23 protein-coding genes, 7 tRNA genes and 1 pseudogene are annotated in these 26,194 nt (G+C 73.4%); 21 read left to right on the plus strand and 10 right to left on the minus strand.

The window, feature by feature from the left end; translation table 11 throughout:
* Positions 1–104: 104 nt before the first annotated feature.
* From cobT to ABZ079_RS11740, 3 genes are all read left to right on the plus strand, one after another.
* On the plus strand, positions 105–4,883 hold the full coding sequence (gene cobT / locus ABZ079_RS11730; RefSeq protein WP_356939246.1) for a nicotinate-nucleotide--dimethylbenzimidazole phosphoribosyltransferase: 4,779 nt from the start codon (positions 105–107) through the stop codon (positions 4,881–4,883).
* Between the two features lie 141 nt (positions 4,884–5,024).
* The gene (gene cobA, locus ABZ079_RS11735; RefSeq protein ID WP_356939410.1) at positions 5,025–6,257 is read left to right on the plus strand and encodes a uroporphyrinogen-III C-methyltransferase; all 1,233 of its coding nucleotides are present in this window, start codon (positions 5,025–5,027) and stop codon (positions 6,255–6,257) included.
* Positions 6,258–6,345: 88 nt separating this feature from the next.
* On the plus strand, positions 6,346–7,164 hold the full coding sequence (locus ABZ079_RS11740) for an RNA methyltransferase (RefSeq protein WP_356939247.1): 819 nt from the start codon (positions 6,346–6,348) through the stop codon (positions 7,162–7,164).
* Here the strand turns inward: ABZ079_RS11740 and ABZ079_RS11745 are convergent.
* Positions 7,131–8,588, minus strand: a complete 1,458-nt coding sequence (locus tag ABZ079_RS11745) for a protein kinase (RefSeq protein ID WP_356939248.1) — start codon at positions 8,586–8,588, stop codon at positions 7,131–7,133. The genes ABZ079_RS11740 and ABZ079_RS11745 overlap by 34 nt on opposite strands.
* A gap of 604 nt (positions 8,589–9,192) precedes the next feature.
* On the opposite strand from ABZ079_RS11745, the gene ABZ079_RS11750 reads away from it, so the two are divergent.
* The 4 genes from ABZ079_RS11750 (at position 9,193) to ABZ079_RS11765 (ending at position 12,317) form a co-directional block, all read left to right on the plus strand.
* Complete coding sequence (locus ABZ079_RS11750) at positions 9,193–9,369, plus strand: hypothetical protein (protein ID WP_356939249.1); 177 nt, start codon at positions 9,193–9,195, stop codon at positions 9,367–9,369.
* Between the two features lie 183 nt (positions 9,370–9,552).
* Positions 9,553–10,377, plus strand: coding sequence for a hypothetical protein (locus ABZ079_RS11755; RefSeq protein ID WP_356939250.1), 825 nt, complete (start codon positions 9,553–9,555; stop codon positions 10,375–10,377).
* Positions 10,378–10,809: 432 nt separating this feature from the next.
* Entirely contained in the window at positions 10,810–11,955 is a 1,146-nt protein-coding gene (locus tag ABZ079_RS11760; RefSeq protein WP_356939251.1) for a phosphotransferase, read from the plus strand.
* Between the two features lie 80 nt (positions 11,956–12,035).
* Positions 12,036–12,317, plus strand: coding sequence for a zf-TFIIB domain-containing protein (locus ABZ079_RS11765; RefSeq protein ID WP_356939252.1), 282 nt, complete (start codon positions 12,036–12,038; stop codon positions 12,315–12,317).
* A gap of 59 nt (positions 12,318–12,376) precedes the next feature.
* Here the strand turns inward: ABZ079_RS11765 and ABZ079_RS11770 are convergent.
* From ABZ079_RS11770 to ABZ079_RS11790, 5 genes are all read right to left on the minus strand, one after another.
* A tRNA-Val gene (locus ABZ079_RS11770) sits at positions 12,377–12,448 on the minus strand.
* Between the two features lie 29 nt (positions 12,449–12,477).
* Positions 12,478–12,549: transfer RNA gene (locus tag ABZ079_RS11775), tRNA-Val, on the minus strand.
* Positions 12,550–12,597: 48 nt separating this feature from the next.
* A tRNA-Val gene (locus ABZ079_RS11780) sits at positions 12,598–12,669 on the minus strand.
* A gap of 1 nt (position 12,670) precedes the next feature.
* Positions 12,671–12,744: transfer RNA gene (locus tag ABZ079_RS11785), tRNA-Cys, on the minus strand.
* Positions 12,745–12,782: 38 nt separating this feature from the next.
* Positions 12,783–12,855, minus strand: a tRNA-Gly gene (locus ABZ079_RS11790).
* A 178-nt stretch (positions 12,856–13,033) separates the two neighbouring features.
* On the opposite strand from ABZ079_RS11790, the gene ABZ079_RS11795 reads away from it, so the two are divergent.
* From ABZ079_RS11795 to ABZ079_RS11805, 3 genes are all read left to right on the plus strand, one after another.
* Entirely contained in the window at positions 13,034–14,089 is a 1,056-nt protein-coding gene (locus tag ABZ079_RS11795; protein ID WP_356939253.1) for a chorismate-binding protein, read from the plus strand.
* The gene (locus tag ABZ079_RS11800) at positions 14,086–14,907 is read left to right on the plus strand and encodes an aminodeoxychorismate lyase (protein ID WP_356939254.1); all 822 of its coding nucleotides are present in this window, start codon (positions 14,086–14,088) and stop codon (positions 14,905–14,907) included. Before ABZ079_RS11795 ends, ABZ079_RS11800 begins: the two co-directional genes overlap by 4 nt.
* Positions 14,908–15,016: 109 nt before the next feature.
* Positions 15,017–15,841 carry a GNAT family N-acetyltransferase gene (locus ABZ079_RS11805; protein ID WP_356939255.1) on the plus strand — a complete coding sequence of 275 codons (825 nt, stop codon included), beginning with the start codon at positions 15,017–15,019 and terminating at the stop codon, positions 15,839–15,841.
* A gap of 59 nt (positions 15,842–15,900) precedes the next feature.
* Here ABZ079_RS11805 and ABZ079_RS11810 read toward each other — a convergent pair whose 3' ends face one another.
* Complete coding sequence (locus ABZ079_RS11810) at positions 15,901–16,425, minus strand: DsbA family protein (RefSeq protein ID WP_356939256.1); 525 nt, start codon at positions 16,423–16,425, stop codon at positions 15,901–15,903.
* Positions 16,426–16,682: 257 nt separating this feature from the next.
* Here ABZ079_RS11810 and ABZ079_RS11815 point away from each other — a divergent pair, with 257 nt between their 5' ends.
* Both ABZ079_RS11815 and ABZ079_RS11820 read left to right on the plus strand, forming a co-directional pair.
* A complete protein-coding gene (locus ABZ079_RS11815; RefSeq protein WP_356939257.1) occupies positions 16,683–17,126 on the plus strand; it encodes a hypothetical protein in 444 nt (147 codons plus the stop codon).
* A gap of 155 nt (positions 17,127–17,281) precedes the next feature.
* On the plus strand, positions 17,282–17,434 hold the full coding sequence (locus ABZ079_RS11820) for a hypothetical protein (protein ID WP_165289388.1): 153 nt from the start codon (positions 17,282–17,284) through the stop codon (positions 17,432–17,434).
* Positions 17,435–17,518: 84 nt separating this feature from the next.
* Here ABZ079_RS11820 and ABZ079_RS11825 read toward each other — a convergent pair whose 3' ends face one another.
* On the minus strand, positions 17,519–18,079 hold the full coding sequence (locus ABZ079_RS11825; RefSeq protein WP_356939258.1) for a CGNR zinc finger domain-containing protein: 561 nt from the start codon (positions 18,077–18,079) through the stop codon (positions 17,519–17,521).
* 302 nt (positions 18,080–18,381) lie between these two features.
* Positions 18,382–18,795, minus strand: coding sequence for an SsgA family sporulation/cell division regulator (locus ABZ079_RS11830; RefSeq protein WP_004002642.1), 414 nt, complete (start codon positions 18,793–18,795; stop codon positions 18,382–18,384).
* A 191-nt stretch (positions 18,796–18,986) separates the two neighbouring features.
* On the opposite strand from ABZ079_RS11830, the gene ABZ079_RS11835 reads away from it, so the two are divergent.
* The 7 genes and pseudogenes from ABZ079_RS11835 (at position 18,987) to ABZ079_RS11865 (ending at position 23,422) form a co-directional block, all read left to right on the plus strand.
* Positions 18,987–19,469 carry a TIGR02611 family protein gene (locus ABZ079_RS11835; RefSeq protein ID WP_356939259.1) on the plus strand — a complete coding sequence of 161 codons (483 nt, stop codon included), beginning with the start codon at positions 18,987–18,989 and terminating at the stop codon, positions 19,467–19,469.
* A gap of 84 nt (positions 19,470–19,553) precedes the next feature.
* Positions 19,554–19,625 (plus strand) — tRNA-Val (locus ABZ079_RS11840).
* Positions 19,626–20,767: 1,142 nt separating this feature from the next.
* Positions 20,768–21,595 (plus strand): annotated as a pseudogene (locus tag ABZ079_RS11845) (extracellular solute-binding protein); the annotation flags it as partial.
* Between the two features lie 157 nt (positions 21,596–21,752).
* Positions 21,753–21,833 carry a hypothetical protein gene (locus tag ABZ079_RS11850; protein ID WP_356939411.1) on the plus strand — a complete coding sequence of 27 codons (81 nt, stop codon included), beginning with the start codon at positions 21,753–21,755 and terminating at the stop codon, positions 21,831–21,833.
* A gap of 123 nt (positions 21,834–21,956) precedes the next feature.
* On the plus strand, positions 21,957–22,403 hold the full coding sequence (locus ABZ079_RS11855) for an SRPBCC family protein (RefSeq protein ID WP_356939260.1): 447 nt from the start codon (positions 21,957–21,959) through the stop codon (positions 22,401–22,403).
* Between the two features lie 39 nt (positions 22,404–22,442).
* Positions 22,443–22,514: transfer RNA gene (locus ABZ079_RS11860), tRNA-Val, on the plus strand.
* Between the two features lie 167 nt (positions 22,515–22,681).
* Complete coding sequence (locus tag ABZ079_RS11865) at positions 22,682–23,422, plus strand: hypothetical protein (RefSeq protein WP_356939412.1); 741 nt, start codon at positions 22,682–22,684, stop codon at positions 23,420–23,422.
* Positions 23,423–23,443: 21 nt separating this feature from the next.
* On the opposite strand, the gene ABZ079_RS11870 is transcribed toward ABZ079_RS11865, so the two are convergent.
* On the minus strand, positions 23,444–24,169 hold the full coding sequence (locus ABZ079_RS11870) for a 3'-5' exonuclease (RefSeq protein WP_356939261.1): 726 nt from the start codon (positions 24,167–24,169) through the stop codon (positions 23,444–23,446).
* 167 nt (positions 24,170–24,336) lie between these two features.
* Here ABZ079_RS11870 and ABZ079_RS11875 point away from each other — a divergent pair, with 167 nt between their 5' ends.
* Positions 24,337–24,903, plus strand: a complete 567-nt coding sequence (locus ABZ079_RS11875) for a DUF4365 domain-containing protein (RefSeq protein ID WP_356939262.1) — start codon at positions 24,337–24,339, stop codon at positions 24,901–24,903.
* Positions 24,900–26,147 (plus strand): hypothetical protein, encoded by a 1,248-nt coding sequence (locus tag ABZ079_RS11880; protein ID WP_356939263.1) that lies wholly within the window; start codon positions 24,900–24,902, stop codon positions 26,145–26,147. The genes ABZ079_RS11875 and ABZ079_RS11880 overlap by 4 nt, the downstream gene beginning before the upstream one ends.
* Positions 26,148–26,194 lie beyond the last annotated feature (47 nt).

The raw sequence follows: 26,194 nt of genomic DNA on the forward strand, positions 1-26,194 counted from the left end.
TCGTGCCGCTGGGCGCGGACGCTCGTTCTTCACTACGGGGCGGTCGGTGCGCCGTTCCGGGTGAGCTGGTCGTAGAAGCACTAACCAATGGGCGAGGGGTACGCATGACGGACACCGGCCAGGTCCCAGGCGAGGGGCAGCCGGAGAGCGCAGGCATGGTGGAGCAGCCGGGCGTCCCCGCGCACGGCGCGTACACCTACCTCTCCGAGGCGCCCGCCGAGGACGAAGACCTGCTGCTGCCGGGTGCTCAGGGCGCATGGGGCAACGAAGTGCCGCCACCCGCCCCGGAACCGGTCGTCGAGGCCGTCCACGAGCCTGGCCCGCACGAGACGGCCGGCCGGGACAGCGGCTCGGTCGACCTCAGCGGCGTCCGCCTGCCCGACCCGGCCCCGGCGTCCGTACCGCCGTCGTCCGTCCCCCCGGCCGCGCACGACCCGGCGGTCGCCCCGCAGCCGCCGCGCCGTCCGCTGCACCTCGGCCCGCCGATCCCCGACGCCTCCGCGAGCCCGGTCCGCTCCCTCGCCGACCGGGGCCCCGCCGGAGCGCCGGTACGGCAGCCCGGTCCGCCGGCCCCCGGCCCCGAGTACCTCGACGCGCAGCCCCTGTACGACATGGCCCCGCAGAGCGCGGCCCCCTGGGGCGCGACGCCGGCCGCGGTGGCGCAGGCCGGTGCGCCGGCACCGGCTGCCGAAACGGTTGATCCGGCCAGCGGTCCGGTGGCGGACACCTTCGCCGAACCGGTCGATCCGTCCGGCGCCGCCCAGGCCACCCTCGCCCGCCTGGCGACCCAGGCGGCCGCGCAGGCGCCGGCCCCGGTTCAGGTGGTGCACGGTCACGACGGTGTGCAGCCGGCGCACGGCCACGACGGGGTGAACGCGGCTCCGGCGGAGCAGGGACCCGAGAGCACCCAGGAGGCAGCGCAGGCGGCCGGGAGTGCGGCTGCCGAGGGCGCCCCGGTGGCCGAGGCTTCGGCAGCGGCTGAGGCCGGGCAGTCGGCCGACGGTGCCGTGGCGGCCCCGGAGAGCGGGGAGCCCGGACAGGGTGCGGAGGTTCACGGCCAGGAGACGGACGCGGTCGAGCCGGGTTCCGTTCAGGAAACGGTGGTCCAGCAGGCTCCGGGTGGTGCCCTCGCGGACCGGACGCCGGACGCCGGGCAGGTCACGGACAGCGCCGAGGCGGCCGGGTCCGCTCAGCAGCCCGAGGCGGCTCCGGAGGCGGCTCAGCCGGGCGAGGGCCCGGAGCAGGGCGGGACCGCGCAGGAGGCCGCGGGCGCGGAGACCGCCGACGCGGCGCAGGCTCCTGCGGTCGCCGAAGGGGCTGTGCCGGGCCAGGACGCGGCCGAGACCGAAGCCGCCGTTCCCGCGGAAGCGGTTGCGGACGCGGTTACGGACGCCGCCCAGGTTGCGGCCGAGACCGAAGTCGCCGTTCCCGCCCAGGGTGTGGACGAGGACGCAGCCCAGCCGCAGTCCGACCCGCACACCGGCGGCGTGGCGCAGGCTCAGCCCGGCGTCGCGGAAGCCGAGACCGGAGTCCCGGAGGCTCAGCCCCCGGCTGCGGAGACGGCACAGCCCGGTGCCGCGGATGCTTCGTCCGTCGCAGCGGATGCTCCGCCCGCCGACGCTCAGGTGGCGACCGGCGCCGAGGCTCAGCCCGGCGATGCTCGGTCCGTGCCCGGCGAGGCTCAGGTGGTGCCCGGCGCTGAAGCCCGGGCCGCCATGCAGGCCGCCCCCGCTGACGTGCAGGTGACCCCCGTCTCCGAGGCCCAGCTCTCCGCTGCTCAGACCGCGCCCGACGCCGGGGGCCAGTCCGCCGACGCTCGGTCCGTGCCCGCCGATGCTCAGGTGGTGCCCGGCGCTGAAGGTCAGCCCGCCGCCATACAGGCCGCCCCCGCTGACGTGCCGGTGACCCCCGTCTCCGAGGCCCAGCTCTCCGCGGGGCAGGCGGTGCCCGGCGCCGAGGGCCAGTCCGCCGACGCTCAGTCCGTGCCCGCCGATGTTCAGGCCGCGCCCGGCGCCGCCCAGCTCTCCGCGGCGCAGGCGGTGCCCGGCGCTGAGGCCCAGGCCCCCGCCGCTCAGTCGGCGCCCGCCGATGTTCAGGCGCCCGGCGCCGAGGCCCAGCCCGCCGCCGCGCACGCCGCGCCCGGCGATGCTCAGGCCGTGCCCGGCGCCGAGGCCCACATCGCCGACGCTCAGTCGGTGCCCTCCGACGCTGAGGTGGCGTCAACCGCCGAAGCCCAGCCCGCGCCCGACACCGAAGCCGTGCAGGCACCCGTGGCGTCAACCGCCGAAGCCCAGCCCGCGCCCGGCACCGAAGCCGTGCAGGCACCCGCGTCGGCAGAGGCTCCCGAGTCCCTCACCCCCGGTGCCGTACCGGACGCGGCGGAAACCGGGGCCTCCGCGGCCCAGGACGGCGTACAGGCCCCGGCCGCCGCTGAAGGCGACCACACGCCTGAGCCGCACCTCCCGGCTCAGGGCCCGCAGTTGGCCGGGCCCGCACTGTCCGCCGAGTCCGTACCCGGCGCGCCGCAGGCCCAGCCGCCGGCCCACCCGGAGCCTCAGGCCCAGGCCCAGCCCGAGCCGTCGGTCCAGGACGGCCCCCACCAGACGGCCCCGGAGGCCGAACCGGCCCCGGCCACCGGACCCGGCGTACCCGCGGGTCCGCAGGTGCAGCCCGCCGAGCCCGCCCCCGGGCCGGCCGGTGCCGAAGCCGCGGCCACGCAGCCGGAGACGGCGCCGGCCGGCGCGGCCACCGGACTGCCGGGGGCAGCCGGGCAGCCGGCCTCCGCCGGTACCACCGAGACGCTGCCGTCCGGCGTTCCGCTGGAGCCGCACCCGGAGCAGCCGCTCGGGCAGTTCGTGCCGGTGGACGGCCAGGTGCCGACCACTCCGCATCTCGCGCCGACCCCGCCGCAGCCCCTCGTCCTGCCCGCGGAGGCCCTTCAGGGCCCCCAGGACCCGCAGGGGCCGCAGGCCTCCCGGGAACAGCCCGAGCCGGTGGCCACGGTGCCCGCCCCGCGCGAGGCCGAGCCGGCCACCGTACCGGCCGCGAGCCCCACCCCCGATGTCGTACAGCACGCGGAGGACCTGCAGACCAGGGCCGCCGACCAGGAAGAGAGCACGGCCGAAGTGGCAGAAGCACAGCAGTCCACCGGCCCGGCCGCGCCCGGCTACGCCGACGCCGAACGCGAGGCCGTCCTGAAGGTCATGCGCGAGCGCCGCGACATCCGCAACGGCTTCCGCGGCGACCCGATCCCGCACGAGGTGCTGCTGCGTGTCCTGGAGGCGGCCCACACCGCGCCCTCCGTGGGCCACTCGCAGCCCTGGGACTTCGTCGTCATCCGGTCCGCCGAGACCCGGCGCGCCATGCACGAACTGGCCATGCGCCAGCGCGAGGCGTACGCCAAGTCGCTGCCCAAGGGCCGGGCGAAGCAGTTCAAGGAACTGAAGATCGAGGCCATCCTCGACACCCCGGTCAACATCGTCGTCACCGCTGACCCCACCCGCGGCGGCCGTCACACCCTCGGCCGTCACACCCAGCCGCAGATGGCGCCCTACTCCTCGGCGCTCGCGGTGGAGAACCTCTGGCTCGCCGCCCGCGCCGAAGGCCTCGGCGTCGGCTGGGTCAGCTTCTTCGACGAGCGCGAGATGGTCCGCACGCTCGGCCTGCCCGAGCACCTTGAGGTCGTCGCGTACCTGTGTGTCGGGTACGTCGACGAATTCCCGGACGAGCCCGAGCTGATGCAGGCCGGCTGGTCCAAGCGGCGCCCCCTGTCCTGGGTGGTGCACGAGGAGACGTACGGCCGCCGCGCCCTGCCCGGAGAGGACCCCCACGACCTGCTTGCCGAGACCGTCGCACAGATCCGCCCGCTCGACGCCAAGGCGCTCGGCGAGGCCTGGGAGCGTCAGAAGCGCATGACCAAGCCGGCCGGCGCGCTCGGCATGCTGGAGATCATCTCCGCGCAGCTGTCCGGGCTGTCCCGGCAGTGCCCGCCGCCGATCCCCGAGCCCGCCGCCGTCGCGATCTTCGCGGGGGACCACGGTGTGCACGCCCAGGGCGTCACGCCGTGGCCGCAGGAGGTCACCGCCCAGATGGTGGCCAACTTCCTGGGTGGGGGCGCGGTCTGCAACGCCTTCGCCAACCAGGTCGGCGCCGAGGTGTGCGTCGTGGACGTCGGTGTCGTCGCCGACCTGCCGGCCACACCCGGTCTGCTGCCCCGCAAGATCCGCGGCGGCACCTCCGACATGACCACCGGCCCCGCGATGACCCGCGAGGAGGCCAAGGCGGCCATCGAGGTGGGCATCGAGACCGCCCGTGACCTGGTGGCGGCCGGCAACAAGGCGCTGCTCACCGGTGAGATGGGCATCGCCAACACCACGGCGTCCGCCGCGCTGATCTCCGTCTTCACCGGCGCCGACCCGGCGGAGGTGACCGGTCGCGGCACCGGCATCAACGACGAGACCCTGGCCCGCAAGACCGAGGTCGTCCGCCGGGCCCTGGAACTCCACCAGCCGGACCCGGCCGACCCCATCGGTGTCCTCGCGGCCATCGGCGGCTTCGAGCACGCGGCCATGGTCGGACTGCTGCTCGGCGGCGCCTCGCTGCGTACGCCGGTCATCCTGGACGGCGTCAGCGCCGGCGCCGCGGCCCTCGTCGCCCGGGCGATCGCCCCCGAGGTCCTCGCGGCCTGCATCGCGGGCCACCGCAGCGCCGAGCCCGGCCACGTGGCCGCCCTCAACAAGCTGGGCCTGCGTCCCCTGGTCGACCTCGACCTCCGCCTCGGCGAGGGCACGGGCGCGCTGCTCGCCCTGCCGTTGGTGCAGAGCACGGCGAGGGCGATGCACGAGGTGGCCACGTTCGATTCGGCGGGTGTCACCGAGAAGTAGGCGTCCCGAAAGGGGTGGTCCGGTGTCCAGCCGCCGGACCACCCCTGCCGTCCGCCCTGCTCACCGCTTAAAATCCGCACGTCAGGGCCGCTCCGAAGGTGCAGCGTGCCCACCGCACAGCTGCACGAGGAGTCGCCCCTCATGGCCGAACACCCCGCCTACCCCGTAGGCCTCCGCCTCTCCGGCCGTCGCGTGGTCGTCCTCGGCGGCGGTCAGGTGGCCCAGCGCCGCCTCCCCGCACTGATCGCGGCAGGCGCGGACATCGTCCTCGTATCACCGGAAGCGACCCCGTCCGTCGAGGCGATGGCGGACGCCGGCGAGATCACCTGGCAGCGGCGTCCGTACACCGACGGTGACCTCGCCGAGGCCTGGTACGCGCTCATCGCCACCAGCGACGCCGAGGCCAACGCACAGGCCTCCGCCGAGGCCGAGCGGCAGCGCGTCTGGTGCGTGCGCTCCGACGACGCCGACCAGGCGACCGCCTGGACCCCGGCGACCGGCCACAGCGAGGGCGTCACCGTCGCCGTGCTCACCACGGACGCGCGCGGCCGCGACCCCCGCCACACCGCCGCCATCCGGGACGCGGTCGTCGAGGGCCTGCGCGACGGCACCCTCGTCGCCCCGCACCACCGCACCCGTACCCCTGGCGTCGCCCTGGTCGGCGGCGGGCCCGGCGACCCGGACCTGATCACCGTCCGCGGCCGCCGGCTGCTCGCCGAGGCGGACGTCGTCATCGCCGACCGGCTCGGCCCCCGCGACCTGCTCGCCGAACTCCCGCCGCACGTCGAGGTCATCGACGCGGCGAAGATCCCGTACGGCCGTTACATGGCCCAGGAGGCCATCAACAACGCGCTGATCGAGCACGCCAAGCAGGGCAGGTCGGTCGTCCGGCTCAAGGGCGGGGACCCGTTCGTCTTCGGCCGCGGCATGGAAGAGGTCCAGGCGCTCGCGGAGGCCGGGATCCCGTGCACGGTGGTCCCCGGCATCTCCAGCTCGATCTCGGTGCCGGGCGCGGCCGGTGTCCCGGTCACGCACCGGGGCGTGGCCCATGAGTTCACCGTGGTCAGCGGTCATGTCGCCCCCGACGACGCGCGCTCCCTGGTCGACTGGCCGTCGCTGGCCAAGCTCACCGGCACGCTCGTGATCCTGATGGGCGTCGACAAGATCGGGAAGATCGCCGAGACGCTCGTCGCGCACGGCAAGTCCCCCGAGACCCCGGTGGCCCTGGTCCAGGAGGGCACCACGGCCGCCCAGCGTCGGGTCGACGCCACCCTCGCCACGGTCGCCGAGACCGTGCGCGCCGAGGACGTGAAGCCCCCGGCGGTCATCGTCATCGGCGCGGTGGTGAACGTCGGTCCGGACACCCCCGCCTGATCGCGCCTGGCTTGATCTCGCGTAACCCGGGGTAACACACCCGTTCCCAGCCGTTGGCACCACACCCAGGACAAGGCAGTATCACCCTGTGGCCGATCTCATCACCGTCGAGGACCCCGACGACCCCCGCCTCTCCGACTACACGGGCCTGACCGACGTCGAGCTGCGCCGCAAACGCGAGCCCGCCGAGGGCCTGTTCATCGCGGAGGGCGAGAAGGTCATCCGCAGGGCCAAGGAAGCGGGCTACGAGATGCGCTCCATGCTGCTCTCGGCCAAGTGGATCGACGTCATGCGCGACGTCATCGACGAGCTCCCGGCCCCGGTGTACGCCGTCAGCCCGGAAATCGCCGAACGGGTCACCGGCTACCACGTCCACCGCGGCGCCCTCGCCTCCATGCAGCGCAAGCCGCTGCCGACGGCCGCCGAGCTGCTCCGCTCCGCGCGCCGGGTCGTGGTGATGGAGTCGGTCAACGACCACACCAACATCGGCGCGATCTTCCGCTCGGCCGCGGCCCTCGGCATGGACGCGGTCCTGCTGTCACCGGACTGCGCCGACCCCCTGTACCGCCGCAGCGTCAAGGTCTCCATGGGCGCGGTGTTCTCGGTGCCGTACGCGCGACTCGAGTCCTGGCCCAAGGACCTGGAGTCGGTCCGCGAGGCGGGCTTCACCCTCCTCGCGCTCACCCCGGACGAGAAGGCACGCACCCTGGACGAGGCCGCCCCGCACCAGATGGACCGGGTGGCGCTCATGCTCGGCGCCGAGGGCGACGGGCTGTCCACGCAGGCCCTGGTCGCCGCCGACGAATGGGTCCGCATCCCCATGTCCCACGGCGTCGACTCACTCAACGTGGGCGCGGCGGCAGCGGTGGCCTTCTACGCGGTGGCCACCGGCCGGCCGATGTCCTGAGCCCCCCGCTCGGCGCTCACTTCCCGACGGCTCAGCGACGGCTCGTGCCGGTCGGCCATCGGCTTGCCGCTGGCCAGCGGCGTGAGGTCCGGCTGCGCGTGCCGCTGTCGCTGGACGCCGTCGTCACCGCCGAGCCCGCGTGCCGGACCCTGGCAGCCCTGCGCCACCGCGATACCGAGCGCCACGAGCAGCGTCACCACCACGAAGACGAACAGCCGCTGCCGCAGCAGCCGCGGATTGGCCGGCCGCCGTCCGGTCCCCGTCGCACGCTGCCCCGGCCGCCCGGAACCGCCGCGCGGAGCGGGCCGGCTCCCGCTGCCGGAGCGCGGGGCACCGCCGCGCGGCACCGGGGTCGGGCGTGCCGTACCCGGCCGGGAGGCGACACTCCCGCCGCGCGAGCCGCTGCCGCCCCGCGAGGGCACCCCGCCGCGCGACGGCGCACCACCACGGGAAGGGGCACCTCCCCGCGGCACCGGTGTGCCGGGGGAGGCGCGCCGCTGGATGCGCTGCTGTTCGGGGTAGGTCTCGACGAGACGTCCGGTGGGTCGGTCCGCCTCGGCGGCGCGCGGCACCGGCGGTCGTACGTCGGGCAGGCCCTGCGCCTCGCGGGCGGCGATCTCCTTGAGCCGCAGCGACAACTGCAGCGTGCTGGGCCGGTCCTCGGGGTCCTTGGCCAGGCAGGCCCGGATCAGCGGGGCGAGCGCGTCGGGTACGCCGTGCAGTTGCGGCTCCTCGTGCACCACCCGGTACAGCATCACCTCGGAACTGCCGTGCCCGAAGGGCGAGTCGCCGGTGGAGGCGTACGCCAGGGTCGCGCCCAGCGAGAAGACGTCCGTCGCGGGGGTGACCGCCGCACCGCGTACCTGCTCCGGGGCGAGGAAGCCGGGGGAGCCGACCGCGGTGCCCACATGCGTGAGCGTGGAGGCGCCGGTGGCCCAGGCGATGCCGAAGTCGATGATCCTCGGTCCCTTGGGAGACAGCAGGATGTTGGACGGCTTCAGGTCGCGGTGGACGACGCCGGCCTCGTGCACGGCGACCAGCCCCTCGGACAGGGCCGCGCCGACCGCAGCCGTGTCCGCCGCACCGAGCGGGCCCTCGTCGGCGACCTTGTCGTGCAGGGACGGCCCGGGCACGTACTGGGTGGCGAACCAGGGCCGCTCGGCCTCCAGGTCCGCGGCGACCAGCCGGGCCGTGCACCCTCCCCGGATGCGCCGGGCCGCCGAGACCTCGCGCGCGAACCGGGACCGGAACTCCTGGTCCTCCGCGAGGTCGGGCCGGATCACCTTGAGCGCGACCCGCTGGCCCTTCTTGTCGGAGCCGAGATAGACCACGCCCATCCCGCCCGCGCCGAGCCGTCGGTGAAGCCTGAACGAGCCGACGACGCGCGGGTCCTCGCGCCTCAGGCGCATCATCGCCATGTTCATCCCCGCTGCCCGGTCCCTGTGACGTGGCCCAGCTTACGTTTCCACGGCCGCCTGCGCGCAGAGGCCGCGCCCTCTCGGGCGGATGGATTGTGCGGGCCGGGCGCAGGAGGTGAAATAGGGTCAGGAACCCGTGGCGGGCGACGCCTTTGAACCACCGGTGCCCTCAACCAGGCGACAGAAAAGGCCGGTTGGGCTCGGGAAGGGTGCACGCGGGCCGGGCTCCGTGTCCGCCGTGCCGCCGCCGCGAACGGCCAGCGGGGCCCGGCGCGGAGCGGATCACCCACCGCACGCGGCACCCCTCCCGCCGGCGGCGAAGGTGATCGAAGTCACTCCGCCCGACCTGTCGGACGCTTCCGAAATGACGGGACACAGCGGGCGTCCCCTCCGGGAAGACCCCGAGACGTAGGACCGTTTCTCCACCCAGGGGAGTAGTCCGCAGGTCATGGCTCATCCTCCGGGAGGCCCGGCAATCGGTACGAGGGCATGACGCCCGCCGCCCGCCCCACGCCTAGATTTGAGGTCAAGCGGCGGGTGCAGCACTCGTCCCCCGAGGTCAGACACTCGCCGCTGCAGAACGGCAACCGACACGGTCAGGAGAGGGACCATGGCCCACACGGCACCGCGACGCACGGCGTTCGCCCCCCGCCGCACGGGCCGTCGCCACCCGCTGGTGGCGACGCTCATGGCCCTTCCCCTGGCGGGCCTGCTCCTGGTCGTCTTCGACGGCTGGGAGACGGTGGCGACACAGGCGTCGTCCGTGGGTGTGATGCTGGGGCGCTGAGCGGCGACCCCAGGCCCGGAAGAGCGGTCCGGGCGGGAACATCCATCCATGAAACCCCGTGGGGACGGGGGTGCGGCGGACGGCACAGATGCCGGCGCAGCTGGGGAGCTGCGCCGGCATTGCGCCGTGTACGGGGGACTGTGCACCGTGGCCTTGTCGGTGGCGGGTGCGACACTGCGGCGCATGTCCCTTGCTGATCTCACGCTCGCCGAGTGGCGGACCTTCGACACGGAGACCGCGCAGCGCGTCGCCCGGGAAGCCGGGGACCTGGTGAGCGGCCGCCTCACCGGCGTCGACACCGTCGAGCACCTCGGCGCTCCGCTGCACCGGGTCCGCATCGAGCGGAACGGGCAGGAGTTCGCCCTGATACCGGGAGGCCGGGTGTCCGTCGGCTTCGACCTCGACGGCTGGCAGCCGACGCCCGGGCAGAGCGCCGACTACGCGCGCAGTGCCGAATGCGGCTACGGATACGGCAAGGATCTGCGGGACCACCTCGCGCGGGTGCTCAGTCCCCGCCGGGACGTCGTCCTGGAGACCGTCCTCATGGCCGTGGAGAGCGAGGCCCTCACCGAGCCGCCCGCCGGCATGCCGGCCGCCCTCGCGGCCCGCGGCCTGCGCCTGCCGACCCCCGACGAGTGGGAGCACGCCTGTGGTGCCGGCGCCGGCACCCTGTTCCGCTGGGGCGACACGTGCCCCCTCGACCGCGTTCCCTACGACGACCGCACCGGACCGCATCGCGAGCGCAACGCCTTCGGCCTGCACATCGCCTACGACAGCTACAGCACCGAGCTGAGCACCGACCCCCACGCGGTCCACGGCGGAGACGGCGGCGAGTCGGTCTGCGGCGGCTACGGTCACCTGCTGGGCTGGCTCCCCCTGGCCACCGCCAACCGCAACCCCTCCATGGCGGAGTTCGTCCACGGCCCCGACGGCGAGGACATGTCCGAAGACTTCTCGACCCGCCCCGTCCTGCCCCTACGCCCCTGCCCACCCCAGCCCACCCGGTGAGCCCACGATGACCACGGGCACACCTTGCCACTGGGGCGGCACCCACCCGGCAGCGGCAGCCGTGCCGCAGGGGCGGCGCCCGTCCGGCTACGGCCCCGCATCCGCCGTAGCCGCGGGCCGCCCTGCTCGCCTGGTTGCGGGCAGTAGTGCTGACAGGGCCGAAGCTCGCCCGGCAGCGGCCCCGCATCCGCCGTAGCCGCGGGCTGCCGTGCCGCTGGAACGGCAGCCCTCCCAAGCAGGGCGGCGCCCCGCCGGCGCGGGCGAGCGAGCCCACCCACCGCCCGGCCCCGGTGCCGAGCACCAGCGCGACCCCGAACCGGCAACCAGCGACCCGGCGGTCCCCACCCGGCCCGAGGACCCGGGGGCTGCGACCAGGACCCGCAGCCCACCCGCGTACGCTCAGCCCGCGCCCCCGACCCCCCGAGGCCTCTCGTGAACCTCCTCCCCGCACTCACCGCGAAGGTCAGAGCCGCCGCCCACCCGGAAGCCGGCGGAGCTGCCTGCGCGTGCGGCACGCCCACCCCCCTCGCCGACCGCTCCGACGCCACCGTCGTACGCCACGCCGGCACCGTAGCGAAGGCCCACGCCCCCGGTACCGACCCCACCGAGCTGAGCCTCCGCCTGGCCACGGCAGCACGCCTCCCCGGCATCCTCCTGGCCCCGCTCACCCCGGCTCCCACGCCTCTGCACGACCGCCTGGTGACCTTCTGGCCGTACGGCACCCCCGTGGACCCCGACGACCCGGACGCGGTCCCCTGGGAGGCCGCCGCGACACTCCTGGCCCGACTCCACAGCGCTGACCCCCTCCTCGGCGGCGGCCCCCTCCACAGCGTGGCTCCACCCCCCAGCGAAGAAGTCCTTCACAGCGTGGCTCCGCCCGGCACCGCGGCCCGGCTCTCCAGCGCACAGCCCATTCCCAGCGTGGCCCCGCCACACGGCGCAGAGCCCCTCCCCAGCGTGGCGCTGCCCCTCCCCAGCGGGGCCCCGCCCCACAGCGCGGCCCCGCTCGGCCCCCTGCCCCCCATGCGCGGTCCCGCCAAGGCCGCCCGGGCCGTCGCCCGGCTCCACGCGGCCCTGGACGGTTCGCCCCACCAAGCCGCCCGCTTCGTTCTCCGGGCCTGGGCCGCGCTCCCCGCCTGGGCACGCGCCGAGGCCCCCATGCCCGGGCCACCGGTCCTCTGCCACGGTGACCTGCATCTCGGCCAGCTCGTCCGGTACCCGGCGCCGGACGGCCCCTGGCTGCTGATCGACGTGGACGACCTCGGCGCCGGCGTCCCGGCGTGGGACCTCGCCCGCCCCGCCGCCTGGTACGCCTGCGGACTCCTGCCGCCCGACGAGTGGTCCCGCTTCCTGACCGCCTACCAGCGGGCCGGCGGCCCGGCCGTGCCCCCGGACGGTGATCCCTGGCCGGCACTGGACGTCCCGGCCCGCGCGCTCACCGTGCAGACGGCCGCCCTGGCGATCACCAAGGCGCTCGCCGCGGACCGCCCGCTGGACGAGGTGGAGCAGGCCCTGATCGACGCCTGTGCCCGAATGACATCCGCCCCCGACCAGTTGGCGTGCGGTTTCCCGGACTAGGCTGCAACCGCCCGGGGCCGGACGGAGTCTGTCCTGGGGAAACGCGAAGCAAGACCGACCGGCGAGGAGTTGAGCCGACCATGCAGTGTCCGAAGTGCCATGCGCCGATGCACACCTACAACCGCAATGGCGTCCAGATCGAGCAGTGCAGCGGCTGCCGCGGCATCTTCCTCGACTACGGCGAGCTGGAGGCGCTGACCCGCCTGGAGTCCCAGTGGTCCCAGCCGGCGCCGCCGCCCCCGCCGGCCCCGCAGGCCTACCCGGCTCAGCCCGCGCCCGCCTGGGGCGCCCCGCAGGGCGGCCACGGTCACCACGGGCACCACCGTCACAAGAGCTTCGGTCACATGCTGTTCTCCAGCTGAGCACGAGCGCACGAAGAAGCCCCCGGCCGTTCGAGACGGCCGGGGGCTTCTTCGGTGTGTGGACGATACTGGGATTGAACCAGTGACCTCTTCCGTGTCAGGGAAGCGCTCTCCCGCTGAGCTAATCGTCCGCGGGCTGTGACCCGAAGACCACAGTCTGTGCGCGATACTGGGATTGAACCAGTGACCTCTTCCGTGTCAGGGAAGCGCTCTCCCGCTGAGCTAATCGCGCGGGTGCGGATCTTCGAAGAAGATCCTCGGACCTTCGAAGAAGATCCAGTGGACGATACTGGGATTGAACCAGTGACCTCTTCCGTGTCAGGGAAGCGCTCTCCCGCTGAGCTAATCGTCCTTGGAGGTGGAGACGGGATTTGAACCCGTGTAGACGGCTTTGCAGGCCGTTGCCTCGCCTCTCGGCCACTCCACCAGGAGTGTAGGGGATCGGGATGACCCCTTCTTCCTACGAGCGGACGACGAGGCTCGAACTCGCGACCTCAACCTTGGCAAGGTTGCGCTCTACCAACTGAGCTACGTCCGCCTGTCGTTTCGGCCCGCTTCCGCGGCCCGGCGACGTGTTGAACTCTAGCGGATTCCCGGGCCAGTACAAAAACGCGTTTGCGCAGCGTGCTGCGGTGCGCCTGGCGGACCCGGTGGTCAGGGGCCCCTCCGGGACATCCCCGGGCCACCTGCCGGACGCCCGCCCTAGACTCGACCATGTGCTCCACCACCCTTCCGGACCCTCTCCTCTGGCCCGCTTCGGCGACCGCGCCGCCACCGGCCTCCTCGATGTCACCAGCGATCCGGCCGCTCTGGACTCCACCGGCTTCTGGGCCGTCTGCGCGGACTTCGAGGGCCGGCTGACCTGCGCACGCTTCGCGCACGTACGGCGGGAGCCGGTGCCCGCCCCCGTGCCGGGCGGCTGGCGGGGCCCGGCGGTGGGGGCGTGGACCTCCTCCCTGGACCGCGGCGCGTACACGGCGGCCGTCCGCCGGATCCGCGAACACATCGCGGCCGGCGACGTGTATCAGGCCAACCTCTGCCGGGTACTCAGCGCGCCCGTCGCCCCCGACGCCGACGTGGACGCCCTGACCGCGCTGCTGGCCCGCGGCAACCCCGCGCCGTACGGAGGAACGATCCGCCTGCCGGAGCACGGCGTGGAGATAGCCACCGCCTCGCCCGAGCTGTTCCTGCGCCGGGACGGCCGGATCGTGGAGTCGGGGCCCATCAAGGGCACCGGGCGCACCGAGGCGGACCTCCTGGAGAAGGACTACGCCGAGAACGTGATGATCGTGGACCTCGTCCGCAACGACATCGGGCGCGTCTGCGCGACCGGCAGCGTCACGGTCCCCGACCTGTGTGCCGTGGAGAAGCACCCCGGCCTGGTCCACCTGGTGTCCACGGTCCGTGGCGAGCTGCGTGCCGGGGCCGGGTGGCCCGAGCTGCTCGCCGCCGCCTTCCCGCCGGGCTCGGTGACCGGCGCGCCGAAATCGAGCGCCCTGAGGATCATCGAGGCACTGGAGACGGCCCCGCGTGGGCCGTACTGCGGCGGCATCGGCTGGGTGGACGCCGACCGGGGCACCGGCGAGCTGGCGGTGGGGATCCGCACCTTCTGGATCGACCGCGCCGAAGGCGTCCTGCGCTTCGGCACCGGCGCCGGCATCACCTGGGGGTCCGACCCCGAGGGCGAGTGGCGGGAGACCGAGCTGAAGGCGTCCCGGCTGCTCGCGGTAGCGTCGGGGGCGTACGAGAAGAGCGGAAAGGCGTTCGCATGAGAATCTGGCTGGACGGCGGGCTGCGGGACCTGGAGTCCGCCCATGTCTCCGTCTTCGACCACGGACTGACGGTCGGCGACGGCGTCTTCGAGACGGTGAAGGCGGTCGACGGCAGGCTCTTCGCGCTCACCCGCCACCTCGACCGGCTGACCCGCTCGGCCCGCGGCCTCGGCCTGCCCGACCCCGACCACGACGAGGTCCGCCGCGCCTGTGCGGCCGTGCTGGAGGCCGATCCGATGCCCCTCGGCCGGCTGCGGATCACCTACACCGGCGGCTACGGCCCGCTCGGCTCCGACCGGGGCGACCAGGGCCCCACCCTGGTGGTCGCCCTCGGCGAGACCACCCGCCGCCCGGACTCCACCGCGGTGATCACCGTCCCGTGGACCCGTAACGAGCGGGGCGCCCTCACCGGCCTGAAGACCACCTCGTACGCCGAGAACGTCGTCGCCCTGGCCCGCGCCCACCAACACGGCGCGTCCGAGGCGCTGTTCGGCAACACGGTCGGACAGCTCTGCGAGGGCACCGGCTCCAACGTCTTCGTCGTCCTGGACGGCGAGATCCACACCCCGCCGGTCGCCTCCGGCTGCCTCCCCGGCATCACCCGCGCCCTGACGGTCGAGTGGACGGGCGCCAAGGAGACGGACCTGCCGCTGGACGTCCTTCAGCGGGCCGACGAGGTGTTCCTGACCTCCACGCTGCGGGACGTGCAGGCGGTGCACCGGGTCGACGACCGGGAACTGACCGGCACCCCGGGCCCCGTGACCGCCAAGGCGATGCGGATCTTCGACGAGCGCTCCGGTCAGGACCTGGACCCCTGAGCCCGGCGAACGGGGCCGGTGTGAGCGACCAGGCCGACGCGGCCGGACGGGCCGCCGTGAGCGCGGAAAACGGTCTGAGCGGCGGGTCGCCGTGGGTAGAACACCGGTGATGACCACGACCCTGCGGCCGACCGAGCCGCTCCGGCACCACTCCGACGGAACCCTTTCCCGCCGCTATCAGGTCTGCGTGAACAGCCGTCCCGTAGGCGAGATCCACCTCGGCACCTCACCGTCCCTCGGCGACTCGGTGGCCCGCGTCCTCGAGTTGCGGATCGACGAGCCGGACCGGCGGCGCGGCCGGGGCACGGTGGCCGCGCTCGCCGCCGAGGAGGTGGCGCGCGGCTGGGGCTGCAGGCAGATCGAGACGCTCGTCCCCGCCGCGGCGGATGCCGCCCTGCGGCTGTTCGGCGCCCTCGGCTACACCGTGCGCAACCGCGGCATGGAGAAGCGCCTCGGCGCCACCCCGCCCGCACTGCCGCCGGGCAGCCACGCACGGCCCATGACCGAGGGCGAGTTCGACGCGTGGCGGGAGTACGAGGGCGAGCGCCACGCGCGCATGTGGATCGAGCGGGGCGTCCCCGAAGCCGCGGCCCGCGCCAAGGCGGCCGAGGACCATGCGCGGCTGCTGCCGCACGGGCTCGCCACCGACGGCATGATCTTCAGCGTCCTGGAGCACGAGGGCACCCGGGTGGGCACCGTATGGCTGGCCCTGGAGGACGTCAGGGCCTACGTCTTCGACGTCGGGACCGACACGGCCCACCGCGGTCGTGGGCATGGCCGTACGCTCATGCTGCTGGCGGAACGCCAGGCGATCGGGGCCGGCGTGCCGGTCCTCGGCCTGAACGTGTTCGCGGGCAACGCCCCGGCCGAGCGGCTGTACGCGTCGCTCGGCTACGAGACGGTGACCCACTCCCTCTCCAAGCCCTTGCTCTAGGACAGCCGGTCCGAGCACCCGCCTCCAGGACATCCAGCCGCCGGGACGCGCCGCCCGGCTCACGCCTCCCGTTCGGCCAGCAGCCGGTCGGCGATCTCCTCGATCCGCTCGCGCAGCCCCTCCTGGCTCTTGCCGCCGTCGAGACGTTCACCGCCGATGACGTACGTCGGGGTGCCGGTCACACCGATGGCCTTGCCCTCGGCCTGGTCGGCGTCGACGATCAGGATGTGCCGCCCGTCGATCAGCGCGGTGTCGAACTCCTCGGCGTCCAGCCCCAGTTCCCGGGCCACCTCGACCAGGAAGGGTTCCCCCTCACGGTCCAGCTCCGCCACCCGCTCCAGCACGGCCTCGACGTACGGCCAGCCCTTGCCCTGCTCCAGGGCCTCCTCGGCGGCCTGGGCGGCGGCGAAGGCGTGCTTGTGCTTCTCCAGCGGGAAGTGCCGCAGGCGCAGCTCCAGCCGGTCGCCGTAGCGGGCGCGCAGCGCGCGGACGTCGTCCAGGGCGGTGCGGCAGTCGGGGCACTGCAGTTCGCACCAGACGTCGAGGACGAGGGCATCGGTGCGTGCGGGGGAGGAGTCGCTCATGCGCCCCAGTCTTCCAGGCCGGGCGCGGGCGACCCAATCGGGACGCCAAGGGCGCCGCAGGCCAGGGCGGGTCCCCGGTGCACCGGCACTCCAGGAGGAGGCGACCCGGAGATGTCCCTGATGTCCGCCGGGACCGTGGCATGACGAGGACCGGGCGGTGCAGGATGGAAGGGACGAAGCGCACCTCGCGGCAACCGGTGCGTCCCTGCCCGCTCCCGCCACCCGCCCAGCCCGCCCAGCCCGCCCAGGAGGACCGGATGATTGCCGAGACCGTCTGTTCCGCCGTGTCCGCCGCGGGCCTGGGCATCGCGGTGGTCACGGCCTACCGCAAGCGTTTCCTGGCGGCGGCCCGGATCGCGGCCTACTCGCTCGTGCCGGTCGGGCTGGTGATGACCGGGGTCGTCGGCTGGCTCGCCGACACCGCGTTCAGCCCCACCGCCTGGGCGGGCTTCGGAGTGCTGGGCGCGGCCTGGCTGCTGTTCGCCGGTACCCGCGCCGTGGAGCGCCGACGCGGCGGCGAGGGATCCGAGCGCAAAGCGGCCAAGGCGGCGGGGCGCGGGGCGGTGGCACCAGCGGCCTCGGCGCCTTCCCTGGGCCAAGGGGCCCGTCCCGGTGCGCGGCCGGCGGCAGCGCCCCGGGACGCCGACCCGGCCGACGACTTCAGCGACATCGAGGCCATCCTCAAGAAGCACGGCATATGACAGTCATACGACTCGCTGAAACGACACAGTGAGTCCCGGGACGTCCGGATTCGTTCACCAGCCGAACGAGAGATCACGCCAATCGGTGCACTCCCGCAAGATCCTCGGGTGGTGATCGCGCAGGCCAGGCCGGGTGGGCCATCATCGGCCGCGAGATGCTGGACACGAGACAGAGCGAGGCCGCGCCGCCGAAGGACGAGCCGCGCGGGTGCCTTTTCGCCCTTTCCCAGCCACCGCTGATGATCTTCCTTGCGGTGATCGGGTGTCTGCTCCTCATGGCTGCGCTGCACGACCTGCTGTTGCTGTGAGCCGTACACGTCCGTCCCGGCGCCACCCGCCGGGGCCGACGTCGCCACAAGAGCGCGAGTGGTAGCGGCCGGAGCCCGGTGGTGTCAGCCCGTCGCTTCCTTGCGCCGGGCCCGGTAGGCGGCGACATGCAGCCGGTTCCCGCAGGTGCGGCTGTCGCAGTAGCGGCGCGAGCGGTTGCGGGAGAGATCGACGAAGGCGCGCCGGCAGTCCGGTGCCTCGCAGCGCCGCAGCCGTTCCTGCTCCCCGGCCACCACGAAGAAGGCGAGCGCCATCCCGCAGTCGGCGGCGAGATGGTCGGCCACGGAGGCACCGGGCGCGAAATAGTGCACATGCCAGTCGTAACCGTCGTGGTCCGTCAGGCGCGGGGTGGTGCCCGCCGCGGCGACCAGTTCATTGATCATCCCGGCGGCGGAGCGGGCGTCCGGGGCCGCGAAGATCCCCGCGAACCGGCCCCGGACCTTGCGCACCGCCGAGAGGTCGAACTCGGACAGTACCCCGACATCACTGATGTCGTGGTTTCGTACGAAATCGGCGAGAGCCGCGACATCCGGCAGTCCATCCGCCGCCGTCTCGTCCTCCGGCACGGTGTTCACCAGATCCACCACCGTGTCGAGGGCGCACCGGGTGTCGTGGGTGATCAGCACGTTCTGCTCCCTGGCCTGGGGGTCGGGCGGGCGTCCGCCCGATGCTGGCCGATGGTAGCGACAACCGCGCCCACCGCACCCGCCGCCGCCCGACCACGATTGCCGGTAGAACGCCTCCGTGCGCCGGGTGGTTCCCGATTCCGCCGACGAGGGCCGCGAAAACGCCGCCACCGGCCTGCGCCAGGCCGACGCCGCCCCGTGAGCGCTCACGGTGACGGCGTCGCTCTGTGCCCTATGCGGTTGCCTTGGCCCGAGCCGTCTCCCCGAGTGGACGGCGCCGGGCTGCTTCGAGGGGCCGCGACCTAGCTCTCCGCCAGGATGTGCGAGAGCTCCTGATCCAGGTCGAAGTGGCGGTGTTCCGTGCCGGGCGGCACGGCGGCGTCGGTTCGCTTCAGGAAGGACTCCAGGGCCCGCGCCGGGGCCTCGAGCAGGGCCTCCCCCTCCGGGGAGCTGAGGGCGATGCACACGACGCCCTGACCATGACTGCGGGATGGCCAGACGCGGACGTCGCCGGTGCCGGTGGGCCGGTGGAGCCCCTCGGCGAGGAGGTCGCGGGCGAACACCCACTCGACGGTCTCCTCGGCTCCGGTGTGGAAGGTGGCGTGCACGGCGTAGGGGTCGGCCGTGTCGTACCGCAGGCCTGCGGGGACAGGCAGGGAGGACTCGCTCGACACAACGAGGCGCAGGTGCAGCTCGCAGCTGACCGTGGTGTTCATAAGCGCCAGGGCCTTTCGCTCAGTGTGCGCTCGGGGATTCGCACGTCGGCGAAATCGACATGCCACCTACGGTGCCGTTGTAAACCCCTCTGAGGGTTTTGCGTGCCTTTACGTAACTCTTCCGGCGGAGAACTCGTACCAGACCTACGGCCATTTCAGTGACCGGATTCACTCCGGTAGGGTTTGTCTGTATGAATACGGGGAGTGACCGGCAGGGCGAGTTCGCCGTGACGGCGGACGAGGCCTTGGCGGCGGACGAGACGAAGGCGGACGGGCGAGTGGGCGAGGAAGGTGCCGAGCGCGGTCTCGGCTCGCGCGCGCCGGAATACATCAAGGCCCGCCGGGCCCTGCACCTGAGCTGGCAGGTCGGCGTCTTCGTGGTCGGCCTGGCGGTCGTCGCCGCCGGCATCGTCATGCTGCCGTTGCCGGGCCCCGGCTGGGTGGTGATCTTCGGTGGCATGGCGATCTGGGCGACCGAGTTCGTCTGGGCCCAGCTCGTGCTCCGCTGGACCAAACGCAAGGTGACCGAGGCGGCTCAGCGGGCTCTCGACCCCAAGGTGCGCCGCCGCAACATCACCCTTACCGTGATCGGGCTGGTGATCGTGGGAGCGCTGGCCGGGTTCTACCTGTGGAAGTTCGGCCTCGTGATGCCGTGGAAGATCAAGGACCAGTGATCCGCTCCCGGGGCCCGGCCGCCCGCCGGCCCGGCCCCTGGTCTCACGCACGCCCTGACATGGGGTAATGTTCTTCCTGCGCCCGGGCGATTAGCTCAGTGGGAGAGCGCTTCGTTCACACCGAAGAGGTCACTGGTTCGAACCCAGTATCGCCCACCCGGACCGACGGCCCACCTGTGAGAGCAGGTGGGCCGTCGGCGTATGCGCCGCGGTTCCGCAGAGGGCCGCGACCCTGTGCCCGGAGAGCGGCGCCGCGTCCGCCGGAGAGCCGTCTCCCCGCTGCGTAGGCCGCTGCCGAGCACGGGCGCGCACGCCAGGTGCGTCGGGCATCGAGCGTCCTCACCCGCCTGTCCGCCGGTTCGGGCGCCCTGAGTCCTCGAACGGACCGGTACCAAGAACGTGCGCTTCCGCCGAACCGGCGGCAAACCCTGGCCCGCCAGGTCGTGCCACGGACCTCCGCTGATGCCTCTCGCTCGGGCCTCCAGCGCGCCACGGGCCGACGGCTGCCGCGTGATGGCCGGCGGCGGCCAGGACCAGCGACCGAGGCCGCCAGGCGTTCCACGGCGCCCGGAACCCGCTCCTCCAAGCCGGCGGCCGTGGAGGTGTGCCGGATACCCGACCTGGTCGCGGACAACGTCGCCGTGGTGGAGGCCCTGGGGGAGGAGTCCGCGGTGATCGTGGGGCACGACTGGGGTGCGACCATCCGCCGGTCCGCGCTGACCAGGCCCGATGTGTTCCGCGCTGCGGGCCTGCCGGACGTGCCGTACACCCCGCCCGCCGGGCCGCGGCCCTGCCTCCGGCGGCCGGGCCAGGCGGAGGCGCGGGCCGACTCGATGTGTGCGGCCGGCGCCGGCTTCCATGCGATGCCCGCGCCGGGCGTCCCGGACCCGCACTTCGTCGGCCGTGGCGGCGCCCTGCGCGAACGTTTCCCCGCCGGTACGCGGCCGGCCCTGGGGGAGAACCACCTCCACGTCCACACGGGGTGTTCGAGCGGACTGCCGCCGAGCCGTATCCCGAGACGCTTCCCGGCCTCCTCGGTTCGCGCGTCCTCGACGGTTGCGGCCATGTCGTCCAGCAGGAACGCCCGGGCGACACGAACCGGATCCACGTCGACCGGCTCGCTTCGCTGGCCGCCCGAGTACGCGTTCGGCTTGTCGATCCCACCCCGTTCACCTGCGAGAACCGCCGACAGGCCGGCGCCCGGCCGCCACCGCCCGCAAGAAAATCCCGTTCGAATGATTGACGCACTCCGGGCCCCTCCGTGACGTGTGTCGGCAAGCGCTTACTCGAAACGATTCATGACGGCGGCGACGACGCTGCGGGGAGGCCCGGCTGTGGGGACGAGGAATCTTGAGAGGCGTACGATCCTGAAGGCGGCCGGCGCCTCGGCCGCCGGACTCGGGCTCGCCGCGACGACCGGGTGCGGGGGCGAAAGCGGCTCCGGGGCGGAACGGTGACGATCCGTTACTCCTGGTGGGGTCCGAGGAGCGCGCCAAGAAGATCAATCGGGCCATCGCGATCTTCGGGAAGAAGTACCCGAAGATCAAAGTCAAGACCGACTTCCAGACATACCAGTCCTTCTGGGAGAAGTTCCAGACGCAGGCCGCGGGCGGAAATCCCCCGGACGTTTTCCAAAGCGCCGTCACCTTTCTTCGTACGTACGACAAGCGAGGAATTCTCCCCGACCTCAAGCCCAGGTGGAGGCGGGAAATCTGAGCCTGGATCACTTCCGCGCCAACGTCACGAAGGTCGGCGCGGTCGGCGGCAAGCAGCTCGGAATTCCCGTCGGTTCCAACACCATGGCACTCGTCATCGACAAGAAGGTCTTCCAGAAGGCGGGGGTCGAACCGCAGCAGGGCTGGACCCGGGGCGAATACCTCAAGGCCCTCAAGACCATTCACGACAAGACGAAGATCCCCGGGGACACCGGCTACTTCACCATCATGTACCTGTACGACCTCTATCTGCGGCAGAACGGCAGGGCGTTCTTCACCGGGGACGGACTCTGCTTCGACAAGCCCGATCTGACGGAGTGGTGGACCGACGGCTACAACCGCGTCAAGGCGGGCATCGTCACCGGCCCGAAGGCCGTCTCCCAGGATCAGCCGAAGTCCTCCCTCTCCGCCCTCTTCTGGGCCCACGGGTCCACGCCCGGCGCCGGCACTCTCGCCGACCAGGTGAAGGCCGTACGGACACCGCCGCAGCTCGCGCGCCACCCAAGCAGCTCAGGAAAGCCAGGGTCTTCGGTCCGGGCCCCTGGTCGAGGGCCGCGAAGCGAGCTGGGTGTCCACCGACGACACCGCCCTCTACGGCCTCGCGGCCATCGAGAACCTCGCCCTGCTCGGCGACAGGATGCCGTCGTAGCAGCTGAGGAGGAGCGCCGACGCACGTGCGACGCCGCTCGCCACCCGGGTGCGGCCCGTGTCACGGCGCGGCACATGAGGACGCGTAGGCAGATCGACGCGTCCGCCCGGGCAGACTCGCCCCATGGACTGGAACCACTACCGTTTCCTCAGCCTGTGGTCCCTGCCCGCCCCGCCGACCGCCGTCTACGCGGTCCTGGAGCGGCCCGAGGACTATCCCCGCTGGTGGCCGCAGGTGCGGGCGGCGACCCGGCTCGACGACGGCACCGGCGTCATCACCATCCGCTCCGTGCTGCCGTACGACCTGACCTTCACCGCGCTCCAGACGCGCCGCGATCCGGCCGTCGGCGTCCTGGAGGTCGCCCTGTCCGGGGACATCGAGGGCTGGGCCCGCTGGACCCTCACCGTCGCCGGACCCGGCACCCTCGCGCGGTACGACCAGGAAGTCGACGTCCGCAAGCCGCTGCTCAGACGGCTCGCCGTACCCGGACGACCCGTCTTCCGCGCCAACCACCGGCTGATGATGCGGGCGGGACGACGCGGACTGCTGCGCCACCTGCAAGCGGTTTGAACGAACGGCGCGGGGACCTGTATTGTTCAGTGCGTTCCCGGGCGATTAGCTCAGTGGGAGAGCGCTTCGTTCACACCGAAGAGGTCACTGGTTCGAACCCAGTATCGCCCACCGGGAAAGAGCCGGTCCGCCCAGCGGACCGGCTCTTTTGATGCCTGGGGGCGTCTTGGGCAAGGAACAGCGCGGGGGGAGACCGAGAGCCGGCGCGGGAGCGCGTCGGCGCCGGGTCCGGAGCCTGATCGGGTCTCGTCCTCGGGGGTGCCGACCACGCTCCGCCCCTGCGGCGCCGCGGCAGGGGCGCCGGATCGAACGACCCGGTCACCAGTGAGGTTCTGCGCTCCATGTTCGCGGGCCGCGCGGAGATCACCCTGGGCCAGTACGACTCGTCCTTCCAGACGGGCTGGCAGGCACTCGCCCGCCACCTGAAGGAATGGCAGGCCGGCTCCGGCCTGTGGGACACGGCCGCCGTACGCCGTGCCCGCGCCGGACGGCCCGTGGGCATCGCCGCCACCCTGCTCGGACTCGTCGCCACCGTGGTGGGCGCCGTCCTCGGAGGCGGCCGTCATGCGGCCGGAGGGGCGGTGCTCACCGTGGGCGCGATCGTCTTCGGTATCGGCCTCGCGCCGTGGCGCCGCGCCTGGGAGCTGCACCGGCGCTCCCCCGAGGGCAGCGCCCAATGGCTGCGGGTCGAGTCGTTCCGGCGCCGGCTCGCCGATCCGTCCGCGTTTGCCGACGCGGAACCGCTCGACGACGACCAGGTGCGGCGCTGCACGGCGTGGGCGGTCGCCCTCGGTCTGGGCGACACCTGGCGGCGGAAGGTCGAGGCGTCCGCCGTGCCCACCCGGCGGCCCGCCTCGCCGGCCGTGCGGTTCGGGCCGGCGCTGGCCCTCGGACTGGTCGTCACCGCCGCGTTGTCGTCCAGGTCGCCGTCCTCCGGTGGCTCCGGAAGCTCCGGCGGTGGCGGTTCTTCCGGCAGCGTCGGCGGGGGAGCCGGCGGCGGGGGCGGCGGCTCCTGGTGAACTCCCCGGCCCCCAAGGGCATTACGCCGCCGCCGGCAGCTCCGGCCGCAGTGGCCACGCCGTGCTGACGATCTCCTCCGAGCCGCTGCGCGCGAACCACGCCTGAAGACCACGTGCCTGCGCCGCGTGCCAGTTGGCCTGGAGCGTGTGCAGTTCGGCGGGGGAGAGACGCTCGAGGCGGGTGGCGAAACGGCGGCCCAGGGCCCGGACGACGTCCAGCGCGGCCAGTGCGTCCGCCGCCGCGTCGTGCGCGTCCCGCAGCGTCACGTCGTAGTGCGCGCACAGGTCGGTCAGCGTGCGGCGGCCTTTGCGATAGCGGTCCAGGTGCTTGTCCAGCACGCGCGGATCCAGCACGCTGAGCGGCACCGACTCGAACCAGCGGTCCAGCGGCGATGCCCGGTGCCGGCGCAACTCCCGATCCAGCAGCGTCAGATCGAACGGCGCGTTCATCACCACCAGCGGCCGGCCCATCGCCGCGTGCTCGGCCAGCTGCTCGGCTATCTCGTACATCACCGGCGCCGGCCAGCGGCCGTTGTGCCGAAGGTGCTCCTCCGTCAGCCCGTGCACCGCCGTCGCCGCCTCAGGCACCGGCACGCCCGGGTTCACCAGCCAGCGGGCGATCCGCGGCCGGGTGCCCGGCGCGTCCTGGACGACGACGGCGGCCGACACGATCCGGTCCGTCTCGACGTCCACGCCCGTCGTCTCCGTGTCGAAGGCGGCCAGCGGCCCCTCGTACCAGGTCGTCATCCCACCCAACTCCTCGCTCCGCTATAACAGGTGACGTTCCGTCTTCTGCCCGTTTGGTGATACCCGGGTCGTTTGCGCCGTACGCCGGAAGGACACAACAGGGGTACGGGTCCTCGCAGTTCAGCGGCCCGCAGCGGGGAAACCCCTGGGTTGGAGGGCTGTTGGTCATGGCCATAGCGCAGCCCGAGCGGGGCGGGCTGCTGCCCGACCGCACGGGCCCCTTTCGCGGCACGCTCGCCACCACCGCCTGCATGGAGACACTGCAGGTCGGCTATCTGCACGCGGTCGCCGCCGCGGCCGGCTGCTCGCTGTCCCAGCCCTTCCCGGACAACGGCATCGACTGGCACGTCAGCCACAGCGCGCCCGGCCACACCGTCGACGACGAGGTCACCATCAAGGTGCAGCTGAAGTGCACCTACCAGATCGCGCCGAACCCGCCGGGCCGCTTCTTCTCCTTCACGCTCGACAACGACCACCTGCGCAAGCTCGCCCGCACTCCCGTCTCGGTGCACAAGATCCTGGTCGTCATGCTCGTGCCGCGCTCCCAGGACGACTGGCTGCGCGCCGCCCACGACCGGCTCGACCTCAGGCACTGCTGCTACTGGGTCAACCTCGCCGGCCACCCCCTCACCGGCCGGCACCGGACCACCGTGCGGATACCGACCTCGCGCATCTTCGACGACCGGGCGCTCTGCGAGATCATGACGCGGGTCGGAACGGGAGGCAGGCCATGAGAAGCCGTCCGTACGACGAGCCGGCCCGGCAGATCCGGCCGCATCCCGACGGCCTCCCCTGGAGCCGCCCGCCGGAGCCCGCCGAGGTCGACCCCGCCGTGCTCTGTGCCCTGCTGCTCCGGCACGGCTGGCAGCGGCGCGGGGGAGCGGCCGGACGCTACGGCCGTTGGACCCCGCCGGGGCCGGGCGGCGGCGGGACCAGCCTGCTCGTGCCGGAGAGCCGCGCCTTCCCGGACAGCGACGATCTGCTCGGCGAGGCCCTCGACGCCCTCGCCCGCAGCGACACCCCCTCCGCGCGCGAGGTGCTGATCTCCCTCGCCGTACCGAGCGACGAGATCCGCTGGTGGCGGGAGACCCCGAGCGGACCCGTCGGCACCGCGCCCTGGGCGGCCGACGCGCAACTGCGCGGCGCCGCCGGCCAGATGCTGCTCGCCGCCGCACTCGCCACGCGCGCACGCGCCGGCTACCACGGCGCCCGCCACCGCGGGCCTGCCTCCGCGCTCCTGGAGGAGGTCCTCGTCGCCCCCGCCGCCGGGGGCCGCACCCTCGCCGCCTTCGTACCCGTGTCCACCGGCCGCGCCCTCGCCGTCCGTCTCCACCAGGCCCTGTACGCCGCACGCGAGGCCATCGACTACCGGCGGGCCACCGGCGGCATGGACGCCTTCGACGGCGCCGTCGAGGCCGGCGTCAGCCGCGAGCTGACCGAGGCGCTCACCGCCCTCGTCCGGGGCACCGAGGGCGCCCGTGTCGCCGTCGCCTGGGCCCCCGGCGCCGGCGTCCCCGAGGGCTGCGCCGGCTCCGCCGAACCCGTCGAGTTCTCACCCGGCGACCTGCCCGTCCTGCGCGAGGCAGCGGCCCGCTACCTGCACGACGAGCCCTCCGTGCCGGTCAGGATCACCGGCGCCGTCGTCCGCATGCGCCGCTCCGGACCCACCGGCGAGGGGACCGTACGCCTGCGCGTCCTCGCCGGCGCCGAGGTCCCGCACATCCGCGTCACCCTGGACGAGGAGGACTACCGCGTCGCCGGCCATGCCCACCTCGTCGGCCTCCCGGTGCGCGTACAGGGCCGACTGGAGCGCCGGGGCGGCTTCCGCAGGCTCACCGGTGCCTGTGGGGTCGTACCCGTGCGGGTGGACGACGCCGAGCGGGAGCGGCTGATGAAGTCCCTCCAGGAGACCGACAAGGAAGACGCCTACTTCGAGAAGGCCTGCGGGGAGGTGTACGGGGACGGGGACCGAGGGTGACCGTTTCGCGGTCGGTGCCGTCGGGTCGGTACGATCGCCTGTGCGCG

The organism is Streptomyces sp. NPDC006314, assembly GCF_040613075.1.
In the GTDB taxonomy this organism is placed as follows: domain Bacteria; phylum Actinomycetota; class Actinomycetes; order Streptomycetales; family Streptomycetaceae; genus Streptomyces.